This is a genomic window from Cobetia sp. 5-25-4-2 (assembly GCF_013374075.1).
In the GTDB taxonomy this organism is placed as follows: Bacteria; Pseudomonadota; Gammaproteobacteria; order Pseudomonadales; family Halomonadaceae; genus Cobetia; species Cobetia marina.
In genome coordinates this window covers 215,618-227,620 of the sequence record NZ_BLWK01000007.1, presented here as the reverse complement: position 1 = coordinate 227,620, position 12,003 = coordinate 215,618, and the positions used below count along the sequence as shown (strand labels likewise).

The window sequence follows — 12,003 nt, the reverse complement described above, 5'->3', positions numbered from 1 at the left end:
ACCTTGTCACCACTCATCGGCAAGCGCTCACACGAATTACCTGATCAAATTTTTAAAGAGCGTCGCTGTTAAGCGAGGAGGCATATTCTATCCGGAACGCTTGAGAAGTCAAGCACTTGATGATGAGTCAATCGACTGCCTCTAAGCATCATCCAGCGGTGAGGAGCGTTGCCCGATCACCTGTTCCGTAAGGAGTGCGGCGTATTCTAGCGAATCGCCCGGGATTGTCAATCGATGATTTGGAAGCGGACTTCACAAACATCAAATAAAACAATCACCTGCAAACCTCTTTCACCGCTGGTAACGCCATGCGTCGCCGGCAGCGGATGCGTACTTTACGCATTCACCGGCCTGATTTCAAGGCCCTGTGGATAAAAGATTCATCCACATGCCCTCCAGGACGACTCCCCTTCTGACCCCGTGACAAGACTGGCCACCTTGCAGCCGCCTCGGCGCGGCTGATCTTGTCAGGCGACACGCGCTTCGCGCTCTGAGGAATGTGCCATGGCCGCAGCCATCACGAGGTCTCGCCCCGCTGCCATCTCGCATACGCTGCCCACGATGATCAGGCAGGGTGTCGGCAGCGGGCGTTCTGCCAGACGAGCCACCATGTCACCCAGGGTGCCGTGCAAGGCCTGCTGCTCGGGGAGGCTCGCATTGGCCACCAGCATCATCGGCCAGTCTGACGGCAGACCATGGCGCTGCAGCTCATCACAGATGGTGTCGAGGCGATTCAGCCCCATATAGAAGAGCAACGTTTCATCCCGGCGTGCCAGCTGCTGCCATTCGGGCTGGTCATTCCGACTGCACAGCTGGGCGGTCACGAATCGCAGCCGCTGAGCATGAGCCCTGTCGGTGAGCGGCATGCCCAGCGAAGCTGCCGCACCGGCGGCCGCGGTGATGCCAGGAACGACATGACGGGTGATGCCAGCCTCATCAAGTGCCGCCAGCTCTTCTCCCATGCGCCCGAAGATACCGGGATCCCCGCCCTTGAGCCTGACCACACGCATGCCCTCCTTGGCTAGACGCACCATCAGCGCGCCGATCTCGTCCTGGGGTACGCTGTGATTGCCGCAGGCCTTGCCGACGTAATAGCGCTCACAGTGCATCGGGAGCTGAGCCAGAATCTCGTCACCGACCAGGCGATCATAGACCACAGCATCCGCTGCATTGAGCATTCTCCAGGCCTTGAGCGTCATCAGATCCGGATCCCCCGGCCCGGCTCCGACCAACGCGACCTGTCCCGGAAGAAGCCCGTGCCAGGCAGGCGTGATGGCCCCGGCATCAGCCCGTGATCGTGCCTGTCCGCCAATGGCACGCCACTCGCGACGCGACAGCAAGCCTTCCGTCAGCCGTGCCATGGAGATACCGAGGGTTGCTGAATTGATGCTCGACGCCATCAGGTCACGCCATTTCCAACGAATCAGTCCGCTCATCGGATCGCTCCTCTTCCACAAGACGTTTGAGTTCAGGCAGGCAGGAGCCACAGCGAGTGCCGCAGGCCAATCGCGCCCCCAATGCTTCCACGCAACGGTCACCCGACTGGATGGCCTGCCGAATCGTGAGTTCGCCGACCTGATGGCAGGCGCATACCATCGTCCCGACATCCGCCTGACCAGAGAGGCGTCCGGCGAGGAGACTGCGACGCTCAAGTGCAGAAAGCTGGTCAGAGGCGAAACATTCCCCCAGCCAGGCAATGTTGGGCTGTCGGTCGGAGCGTGCCGCGCCAGCGGTGACCCTCAACCACCAGATCAGCCGTCCCTCACGAAAACCTGCGGCACTGATGCCTCCCTGTGCCACATCCTGTGCCCAGAGCCCCGCCTGAACACTCAGATGCCTTTCACACCAGAGCGCCCAATCCGGCTGCCCTTCTCCTGCCAGCTGACAGCGCACCAATGTCGCCTGCGGGATGCGCGCCCAATAGCATCCCTCGAGCTCTGTCATCGCGCCTGCAAGATCTTCATGCCCACCCCATACGCCAGGGGCGATCAGCAAGGTGGCCTGCCATTCACAGGGCAATGGCATGACATCGACCGCGCCATGCTTGGATTCCGGCTGACCGGAGAGAGGATCGACCAGGCCGGCCAGCAACGCCCCGGCGCGCCCGTGACTGGCGAAGTGATCATTCCAGTGCATGGGGATGAACACCTCACCCTGACGCTGGCCATGACTGATACGCACACGCGCACGATAGTCGCCACGCACGCTCCCCTGCTCATCACGCCCTGCAAGCTGCGCCAGAGCCCCGTCCTGCAGGCCGCGAGCCGCGGCATCCTGCGGGTGAAGCTCCACGAAGGGTTCGGCGCGATGATTCATCAGGCGCGCGCTGCGTGCAGTCCGTGTCATGGTGTGCCACTGATCACGAATGCGACCGGTATTGAGGCGCAGCGGTGTCGCATCACTCAGCGCCTGATGCGGCAATTGCGGGGTCACGGGCACCAGCCGCGCGCGACCATTGGGCGTATTGAAGGTGGCATCCTCGAACAGCCGCAATGTGCCGATGAGCTCCCCCTTCTCACCACGCCGTACCGGCCATTGAATCGGTCTGAGCGCGTCATAGCCCTCGCGATCCAGCTCGGCCAGCGGCGCGATGTTGAACAGCCGCCTGATCGAGGAAGCCGCCAGAGGCTTGCTGCCCGCCTTGTGACGTGGCGCGACGTTGCGGAAGCCGGACAACCTGGCGTGCTCACGGAAGATCGCGTGGGGCCCCGAGTAGCCAAATGCCGCCTGGTACCCCATACGCTTGCCGACCTCCGCCAGCTGCCACCAGTCGTGACGTGCCTCGCCCGGCGGTGCGAGCAACCCACGCTGACGCGAGATGCAGCGCTCGGAATTGGTGACGGTGCCATCCTTCTCGCTCCAGCTGCTGGCCGGCAACACCACATCGGCATACGCCAGGGTGTCGCTGTCCGCCATGCACTCGGAGACGATCACCAGCGGACAGGCCGCCAGCGCCGCACGTACGCGCGTACTGTCCGGCAGACTGACCGCCGGATTGGTCGCCATGATCCATAGCGCCTGTATCTCTCCACGCTCGATCGCCGCGAACAGTTCGACCGCCTTGTGCCCCGGCCCCTGAGGGATATTCGGGGCGTTCCAGAATTCACCGACCAGCTCCCGCGCGCCCGGCGTCTCGTAGTCCATGTGTGCCGCCAGCTGATTGGCCAGTCCACCGACTTCCCGGCCGCCCATCGCGTTGGGCTGTCCGGTGATCGAGAACGGTCCCGCCCCCGGCAGCCCGAGCTTGCCCCCGGCCAGATGGCAATTGATGATCGCATTGCCCTTGTCGGTACCGCTGGTCGATTGGTTCACACCCTGGGAGAACAGCGTCACCACATGCAACTGGGTCGCGAACCAGTAATAGAAAGTCTCGAGACGCTCCACATCGACATCACAGTCACGCGCGATTGCCGCCAGCGAACAGTCTTCCCGCCTTGCCGCCTTGAGCGCCGCATCGAAGCCCTGGGTGTGCGCCTTCAGATAGAGGCGATCCAGGCGTCCGCGATCTGCCATGTAGGCCAGCAGACCATTGAAGAGACGCGCATCACTGCCGGGACGCAGGCCAAGATAGAGATCGGCGATCTCGCAGCTGTCGGTCACCCGGGGGTCGATCACCACGATTCGCAGCAATGGATTGTCGATACGCGCCTGCTTGAGCCGCTGAAACAGCACCGGATGGTTCCAGGCCAGATTGCTGCCGACCAGCACGACCAGCTCGGCACGCTCGAGGTCCTCGTAACTGCAGGGCACGGCGTCCGCTCCGAAGGCACGCTTGTGAGCCACGACGGCCGAGGCCATGCACAGTCGCGAATTGGTATCCAGATGAGGAGTACCGATGAAGCCCTTGAACAGCTTGTTGGCGACGTAATAGTCCTCGGTCAGCAGCTGCCCCGAGAGATAGGCGGCGATGCTTTCTCCGCCATGCGTCCTGCTCAAATCAGCAAAGCGTGCGGCGATCAGGTCCAGCGCCGTCTCCCAGCTCACCTCTCGCAATACCCCGGCCTCATCACGCACCTGCGGCATCGTCAGACGCCCATCGGCCGACAGCGTCTCGGCAAGCGCGGAGCCCTTGACGCAGAGCCGGCCATGATTGGCCGGATGCGCGACATCACCACTCAACGACACGATGCGCACACTGTCCTGGTCCTGCTCAAGCTCGACCGCCACACCACATCCGACACCGCAATACGGGCAGGTGGTAGTGGCACGACATCTAGCAGGTTGCGGGGCGTCTGGGGGATTCCTGACTTGCATCGACATCACTCCCTGGTGCATTGAGCACAGAACGTTGACCACGAAAAAGGCGCCTGACGACCGAGCACGAAGCGTGCGGTCATCAGGCGCCTTTGCCTGTTGCTGATATCTGTTCACTGACTAGGTATCTGACCCGGTTCGGGTCATCGCGCGGACTGACTGATCAAGCCGCCATTGGCCGGATGTAATGCCCGACGTCATTGCTGACGCGAACATGGATCCCTCAGTCATGTCTGCACATGAATACGGTAAAAGAGGCAGATACCAGACCAATCATTTCTCTTTCTCTTTGATAACAGCAACTTGCACCATTCAGTCTCACCAGTCTGTCGACAGAAGCCGCAAGACCCTGCCGCTCACTCCGCCTTGTCGCACCAGCCCTGTGCATCCTTGAGACTTCCTGCACCATTCCCTCACGACAGGCGACTCCCATGGCGCCTCCAGCCACTCGAAAACACCTGACCCTCGACATCGAAATACTCACAAACCAATGAAAGTTGGTGGTTTTTCGTCAGGCGGCACCAAATTCGCTGTATTCCTGACAGGTTGGGTCAATGACGACCCCGAATCGCAGGTCTCGCCGCGCATCCATGTGGATGCACGGCAGCCAACGGTCCGTCAGACCTGCCGCAGTCCCGAGTGACAGCCGTATCGTCGCGCAGCACTGCAACTCGCTATCCAATGCTTAGCCCTCATCTTCCAGGCAAAGGCGCCTGCTTGACGTCGTGAACTTCACGGCGGCAAGCAGGCGCTTTTTTTTGCACTCGATATCCCAACGCAAGGAGGCAGCATGCATCCGTCATCTTCCACCGGCGACACGACCCCGTCCCTGATCATCATCGGTCATGGCATGGCGGCGCAGAAGCTGCTGGAGCAACTGGTCGCGCTGTCACCTGATCGCCAGCTCCCCTGGGCAGTCACGGTGATCGGTGAAGAGCCTCACCTGCCCTACAACCGCATTCAGCTCTCCCCACTATTGGCGGGCGAGACGCAAGCCGATGACCTGATCAGCCAGCAGGCCGACTGGTTCTCGCTGCATGGCATCACACGGATCAGCGGTGATCCCGCCTGTCAGACCGACCGCGCCGCCCGCTGTGTCGAGACCGCCAGCGGTCGCCGCATTCCCTATCAGCGTCTGGTGATCGCCACGGGGTCACGCCCGGCGCTGCCACTGCCGCTCCCCGCTCACCTGCCTCAGGCACTCGATGCCAACGACTGGCCACCGGGACTGATGGGCTTTCGTGACCTCAGGGATGTCGAGCAGATGCAGGCCGCCTGTCGCACCAGAGCCGGTCACGACGGCAATGCCCTGGTGATCGGCGGCGGCCTGCTGGGGCTCGAAGCCGCCGAGGGCCTGCGCAAGGGTGGCCTTGAGGTGACGCTACTACAGCGCAGCGAGCGCCTGATGAACCGTCAGCTGGATGACGTGGCCGCTGGCTTGCTGGAGCAGGAGCTGAGCGAGCGCGGTCTCGAGATCATCACCGACGCGCATCTTGAGCAATGGCTCGAGACGCCGGAGGGCCGCATCACTGGCGTGCGTCTCAAGGATGGCCGTGAACTGCACGCCGGACTGACCATCGCCGCCACTGGCATCCGCCCCGAGATCACGCTTGCGCGTGCTGCCGGCCTGGCCTGCCAGCGCGCTGTCCAGGTCGATGGCCACCTGCTCACGAGCGATCCGCACATTCACGCGCTGGGCGAATGCTGTGAGGTGGAGGGCGAGACCTTCGGCCTGATCGAGCCCATCTGGGCGCAGATCGAGGTGCTCGCACGCCATCTTCTTGAGCAAGCTACTCCGCCCTATCGCAATGCCCCCTTGGCGACCCGCCTCAAGGTCAGCGGTATCGACCTCTACAGCTGCGGCGAGCTGATGCCACATCCCACTGACGAGGTGCTGGTCTATCAGGACCACGCCCTGGGTGACTACCGCCGACTGCTGCTGCGCGATGAGCGTCTGGTCGGCGTGGTGCTCTACGGCGATGTCAGTGCCGGCAACGCGCTGTTCGAAGCCCTCAAGGCAGGCACGCCACTGACAGCGATTCGTGACGACCTGCTGCTCATGCCCGCACAAGCGCTGGCACAACTGGACGAGACACCCTCTGGCCCACCGAATGACCCCGGCGGCAGAGCGACCCACCAGAACACTGCATCTCAACATCCTGATCGCGACACCACCCCTGACACCTTCGAGGAGGCCGCATGAAACACCTGATCATCATCGGCAATGGCATGGTAGGCCATCATTGCGTCGAGCAACTGATCGCGCTGGGCGCCACCGCGCACTACCAGATTCATGTCTTCGGCGAAGAGCGCCACATCGCCTACGACCGCGTACATCTCTCGGAGTACTTCACCGGACGCGATGCCGAATCTCTCGCGCTCGGCAGCGTGGAGGATTACGCCAGCGCCGGCATCACGCTGCACCTCGACGAGTGCGTCACGGCGATCGATCGCGACGGCGGCCATGTCATCACTCCCCAAGGGCGCTATCCCTACGACAGCCTGGTGCTGGCCACCGGCTCCACGCCTTTCGTGCCGCCCATCCAGGGCCTTGGCGAGCCAGGCAGCGAGGCTGCCGCCAGCAATCGGCTGGTCTACCGCACCCTGGAAGACCTCGACCAGATACGCGCCGCTGCCGACGGCAAGACGCGTGGCGTGGTGGTCGGTGGCGGCCTGCTGGGACTTGAGGCCGCCAACGCCCTCAAGTCACTCGGCCTGGAGGCGCATGTGGTCGAATTCGCGCCGCGCCTGATGCCGGTGCAGCTGGATGAGGATGGCGGCCTGGCACTCAAGCAACACATCACTGCGCTGGGCGTGGGAGTGCACCTCAATCGCGCCACCACCGACATCGTGCCCGGCGAGGAGTACCAGTGGCGGATGAACTTCGCTGACGGTGTGCATCTGGAAGCGGATCTGATCGTGTTTTCCGCCGGCATCCGTCCTCAGGATGCACTGGCACGCAGCGCCAGCCTCGAGATCGGCGAGCGCGGCGGCATCATCATCGATGACGAATGCCGCACCTCGGACCCGGAAATCTTTGCCATCGGCGAGTGCGCCCTGTGGCAATCGCGCATCTTCGGGCTGGTCGCGCCCGGCTATCAGATGGCACGCGGCGTGGCGTCCCTGCTGGCCGCCAGCACAGGCGATGCCACAAGCGATGCGCAGGAGCGCTTCCGCTTCCAGGGCGCCGACATGTCCACCAAGCTCAAGCTGCTGGGGGTGGATGTCGGCTCCATCGGTGACGCCCACGGCAAGAGCGAAGGCGCGATCAGCTATCGTTACTGCGATGAAGCCGAAGGTGTCTATCGACGCCTTGTCGTCTCACAGGATCGCAAGCAGGTACTGGGCGCGGTGCTGATCGGTGACAACTCGCGCTACGACACCCTGCTGCAGTACGTCACCAATGGCATCGCGGCGCCCAAGGACCCGGCGGCACTCATCCTGCCGGATGCCAGTGGCGAGTCCATCACCCTGGGCGCGGATGCCCTGCCTGACAGCGCCACCCTGTGCTCCTGCCACAACGTTTCCAAGGGAGATGTGTGCAGCGCCATCGACGCCGGCAACAGCGATCTGGGCGCCATCAAGGCCTGCACCAAGGCCAGTACCGGCTGCGGGGGCTGTGCGGCGCTGCTCAAGAAGGTGGTGGATGCCGAGCTGGAAAGTCGTGGCGTCGAGGTCGATCGCTCGCTGTGCGAGCACTTCGCGCATACCCGTCAGGAGCTCTACTCGCTGGTGCGCGTCGAAGGCATCCAGACCTTCGCCGAGCTGATGGCCAGCCACGGTCGCCATCCCGATGCCCTGGGCTGCGAGGTCTGCAAGCCCGCGGTGGGCTCGATTCTGGCCTCGTGCTGGAATGCGCCGATCACCGAGGCCTCGCACATTCCGCTGCAGGACACCAATGACACCTTCATGGCCAACATGCAGAAGAACGGCACCTACTCCGTGGTGCCACGCATTCCCGGCGGCGAGATCACGCCGGACAAGCTGATCGCCATCGGCGAGATCGGCAAGCGCTACAACCTCTATACCAAGATCACCGGCGGGCAACGCATTGACCTCTTCGGCGCCCAGCTGCATGAACTGCCGGATATCTGGGGTGAATTGATCGCCGCCGGCTTCGAGACCGGCCACGCCTACGGCAAGTCCACCCGTACGGTGAAATCCTGCATCGGCAGCACCTGGTGTCGCTATGGCGTGCAGGACAGCATGGAGATGGCGCTGACGCTGGAAGACCGCTACAAGGGCCTGCGTTCACCGCACAAGCTCAAGTTCGCCGTCTCCGGCTGTACCCGCGAATGCGCCGAGGCCCAGAGCAAGGATGTCGGCGTGATCGCCACCGAGAACGGCTGGAACCTCTACGTCTGCGGCAACGGCGGCATGCGCCCGCGTCACGCGGAGCTGTTCGCGACCGATCTGGATGACGAGACACTGATCCGCACCATCGACCGCTTCCTGATGTTCTACATTCGCACCGCCGATCGCCTGCAGCGCACCTCTGTCTGGCGCGAGGGCCTCGAAGGCGGGCTCGACTATCTGAAGGAGGTGATTCTCGAGGACAGTCTGGGGCTTGGCGAGACCCTCGAGGAGCAGATGCAACAGGTGGTGGACCGCTACGAGTGCGAATGGGCCAATGCCCTCAAGAGTCCCGAGAAGCTCAAGCGCTTCCGCCACTACGTGAATGACCAGCGACCCGACCCGGCCGTGGTCAACATCATCGAGCGTGACCAGATACGCCCGGCAAGCCGCGGCGAGCTGATCACCAGTGACGGCGGCTCTCTCGATGAGGGAACGGACTCAGGCATCAGCCTGGCAACAGAACTGACGGCCAACCTGGCCACGGAGGTGCGCTCATGACATCGCCTGCACTCGCTTCCACACCGCTCTCCACAGCGTGCCACACGGCACAGGACACGGCACCTGACACCTCAACCAAGGAGGAGTCGCCACTTCGCTGGGTGACACTCTGTCAGCGCGGGGACCTGGTGCCGGGCTCCGGGGTGGCCGCCTGGCTGGAACAGGCCGGCCAGGACTTCCAGATCGCGCTGTTCACGCTACCCTCCAGCGCGGACAGCGACGCCCTCACGCTGTTCGCCATCGACCATCATGATCCGGTATCCGGCGCCAACGTGATCGCCCGCGGTCTGCTGGGCGATCATGCCGGTGAGCCACTGGTGATCTCGCCGCTCTACAAGCAGCGCTATCGACTCAAGGATGGCCAATGCCTGGATGACGAGACGCTCTCGCTTCAGGTGTGGCCGGTTCGCCTCGAGGGGGATGCCGTGCAGATACAGTGTTAGCGGACAGGCCGATGCCTGAAAAGCACATAAGCTATTGATGACGTACGGATATGCTCGAAAAATGGCACATATTTGGTGCACAACCATGCTGCAACGCACCATGATCCGCCCGGCAATGCGCACGCCTCGACTCGCCTGACCGCCAACTGGCAGGCATCTGGCGAAGAGAAAACACTCAAGCTATTGATTTTGAATGACTTGCTAGAAAGCTGGCACCAGGTATGCAATCTATAAAGCGAGATGGCAAATGGCGGCTATCTCGCATGGCGTGCTCATTGCTGAGTCGAGGATCCGGGACCGGCGTATCCCCCTCGATATACAATGGCATTTAAGTCCACCCACTTGGGTGGACTTTTTTTATGCCTGAAGTCATCGGCAAGCCATTGATTTTCTTTGCTTAAGAGCAGTACGCGCCACCCGCACCTTCTTGCTGACCATGCTTCTCATCCCTACCCTCGCCGCTCATTTTTCTTCCCGCTGCTGATGACGCGCGATCCAGCGTTGGCATTCACCGATGATGCCGCTGCGGAAGCTGAGCACGCAGACCACGAAGATGGCGCCCAGTATCACGCTGACCCAATCCCCCAGCGCGGACTGCGCCAGCTGATGCTGCAGCCCGATGACCAGCCCGGAACCCACCAGTGGCCCGAGCAGCGTGCCGACGCCGCCCAGCAGTGTCATCAGGATCACCTCCCCCGACATGTGCCAGCTGGCATCGCCCAGCGAGGCGAGCTGGAACACCAGCGTCTTGGTCGCTCCCGCAAGGCCCGCCAGCCCCGCCGACAGCACGAAGGCGACCAGCTTGTAGGCATCGGTGTGATAGCCCAGCGAGATGGCACGCGGCTCGTTCTCGCGAATCGCCTTCAGCACCTGACCGAAGGGGGAATGCACCACACGGCGGATCAGGGCAAAGGCCGCCACGAAGATCGCGAACACGACGTAATAGAGCGTGTGGTTGTCCGCCAGATCGAACACGCCGAACAGCTCACCGCGCGGCACACCATGCAAACCATCTTCCCCATGGGTGAACGGCGCCTGGATGAAGAAGAAGAACATCATCTGTGCCAGGGCCAGCGTGATCATCGCGAAGTAGATGCCCTGCCGCCGGATGGCCAGCGCGCCGAACAGCGTGCCGAGCACCACGGCCCCCAAGGTGCCGGCCACGATGCCCAGCGCGGGGCTCAGGCCCGGATACTCCGCGAGCAAGAAGCCGGTGATGTAGGCGCCCGTGGCCAGGAAGGCGGCATGCCCGAAGGACAGCAGCCCCACGAAGCCGAGCAGCAGATTGAAGGCGCTCGCGAACAGCGCGAAGCACAGAATCTTCATCAGAAAGACGGGATAGGCGACCCAGGGCGCCAGCAACCCGAGCAGGAACAGCACGAGATACAGCATGCCCAGCGGGGTGATTCTGCGCGGCGCGCTGCCTGCACGCACGGCCTGGTGGTCCTGTTGCAGTACGGCCATGTCAGGCCTCCTTTCCGAACAGCCCGGCGGGGCGAAGCATCAAGACCATCACCATCACCACGAAGATCACGGTATTGGCGGCCTCGGGATAGAACACCTTGGTCAGCCCCTCGATCAGCCCCATCGCGAGCCCGGTGAGGATGGCACCGAGAATCGAGCCCATTCCGCCGATGACCACCACCGCGAACACCACGATCAGCAAGCTCGAGCCCATGGTCGGCGAGACAGGATACAAGGGCGCGGCCAGCACGCCGGCGAAGGCGGCCAGCGCCACGCCCAGTCCGTAGGTCAGTGACACCATCAAGGGCACATTGATGCCGAAGGCCTGCACCAGCTCAGGATTCTCGGTCCCCGCGCGCAGATAGGCACCGAGACGCGTGCGCTCGATCAGGAACCAGACTCCGAAGCAGACCACCAGTGCCGCCACCAGCACCCAGGCGCGATAGGTGGGCAGGAACATGAAGCTCAGCTTGAAGCCGCCACTCAGCGCCTCGGGAATCGGGTAGCTCGACCCCGAGACACCGAACAGATTCACCAGCGTGCCCTCGAGGATCAGCGCCAGCCCGAAGGTCAGCAGCAGGCCATAGAGGTGATCAAGATGCTGGATGCGGCGCAGCAGGAAGCGCTCGACAAGAATGCCCAGCGCCCCCACCACCAGCGGCACCACGATCAGCGCCGCCCAGTAATTGAGCCCCAGATACTGCGCCCCCAGCAGCGCCGCGAAGGCCCCCAGCATGTACTGGGCACCATGCGCGAAGTTGATGATGCGCAACAGACCGAAGATCACCGCCAGCCCCAGACTCAGCAATGCATAGAAGGCACCATTGATCAGCCCCAGCATCAGCTGGCCGAACAGTACCATCAGGGGTATTCCAAGAATCATCGTCATCCGCTCAGTCCTTTTCAGCGCCCACTTGCGTCAGCCGTTCGGCGCTGCCGATCCCGTGATCAGCAGCGCCATGCCATACGTCTCAGCGACTCGACTGAC

The 12,003-nt window shown here is 62.9% G+C and carries 7 protein-coding genes; 3 read left to right on the top strand and 4 right to left on the bottom strand.

Annotated features, from left to right (window positions below):
• Positions 1–467: 467 nt before the first annotated feature.
• Both cobA and HXS65_RS14900 read right to left on the bottom strand, forming a co-directional pair.
• The gene (gene cobA, locus HXS65_RS14905; RefSeq protein WP_255304529.1) at positions 468–1,436 is read right to left on the bottom strand and encodes a uroporphyrinogen-III C-methyltransferase; all 969 of its coding nucleotides are present in this window, start codon (positions 1,434–1,436) and stop codon (positions 468–470) included.
• Positions 1,405–4,254, bottom strand: coding sequence for a nitrate reductase (locus HXS65_RS14900; protein ID WP_084207874.1), 2,850 nt, complete (start codon positions 4,252–4,254; stop codon positions 1,405–1,407). Before HXS65_RS14900 ends, cobA begins: the two co-directional genes overlap by 32 nt.
• Positions 4,255–5,044: 790 nt before the next feature.
• Here HXS65_RS14900 and HXS65_RS14895 point away from each other — a divergent pair.
• Genes HXS65_RS14895 through nirD form a run of 3 tightly spaced genes read left to right on the top strand, consistent with a single transcriptional unit; the run spans position 5,045 to position 9,551 of the window.
• Positions 5,045–6,457: an NAD(P)/FAD-dependent oxidoreductase gene (locus HXS65_RS14895; protein WP_176494282.1), complete on the top strand. Its 1,413-nt coding sequence runs from the start codon at positions 5,045–5,047 to the stop codon at positions 6,455–6,457.
• Entirely contained in the window at positions 6,454–9,108 is a 2,655-nt protein-coding gene (gene nirB / locus HXS65_RS14890) for a nitrite reductase large subunit NirB (protein WP_176494281.1), read from the top strand. Before HXS65_RS14895 ends, nirB begins: the two co-directional genes overlap by 4 nt.
• Positions 9,105–9,551: a nitrite reductase small subunit NirD gene (nirD, locus tag HXS65_RS14885; RefSeq protein ID WP_077378144.1), complete on the top strand. Its 447-nt coding sequence runs from the start codon at positions 9,105–9,107 to the stop codon at positions 9,549–9,551. Before nirB ends, nirD begins: the two co-directional genes overlap by 4 nt.
• Positions 9,552–10,013: 462 nt before the next feature.
• On the opposite strand, the gene HXS65_RS14880 is transcribed toward nirD, so the two are convergent.
• Together HXS65_RS14880 and HXS65_RS14875 are read right to left on the bottom strand one after the other, a co-directional pair.
• Positions 10,014–10,943, bottom strand: a complete 930-nt coding sequence (locus HXS65_RS14880) for a branched-chain amino acid ABC transporter permease (protein WP_218015100.1) — start codon at positions 10,941–10,943, stop codon at positions 10,014–10,016.
• A 73-nt stretch (positions 10,944–11,016) separates the two neighbouring features.
• A complete protein-coding gene (locus HXS65_RS14875; protein WP_176494279.1) occupies positions 11,017–11,904 on the bottom strand; it encodes a branched-chain amino acid ABC transporter permease in 888 nt (295 codons plus the stop codon).
• Positions 11,905–12,003: the final 99 nt, after the last annotated feature.

Excerpts from the sequence above, each read along its gene's own strand:
- cobA (WP_255304529.1), bottom strand. The coding sequence starts at position 1,436 with ATGAGCGGACTGATTCGTTGGAAATGGCGTGACCTGATGGCGTCGAGC.
- HXS65_RS14900 (WP_084207874.1), bottom strand. The coding sequence starts at position 4,254 with ATGCAAGTCAGGAATCCCCCAGACGCCCCGCAACCTGCTAGATGTCGT.
- HXS65_RS14895 (WP_176494282.1), top strand. The coding sequence starts at position 5,045 with ATGCATCCGTCATCTTCCACCGGCGACACGACCCCGTCCCTGATCATC.
- nirB (WP_176494281.1), top strand. The coding sequence starts at position 6,454 with ATGAAACACCTGATCATCATCGGCAATGGCATGGTAGGCCATCATTGC.
- nirD (WP_077378144.1), top strand. The coding sequence starts at position 9,105 with ATGACATCGCCTGCACTCGCTTCCACACCGCTCTCCACAGCGTGCCAC.
- HXS65_RS14880 (WP_218015100.1), bottom strand. The coding sequence starts at position 10,943 with ATGCTGTATCTCGTGCTGTTCCTGCTCGGGTTGCTGGCGCCCTGGGTC.
- HXS65_RS14875 (WP_176494279.1), bottom strand. The coding sequence starts at position 11,904 with ATGACGATGATTCTTGGAATACCCCTGATGGTACTGTTCGGCCAGCTG.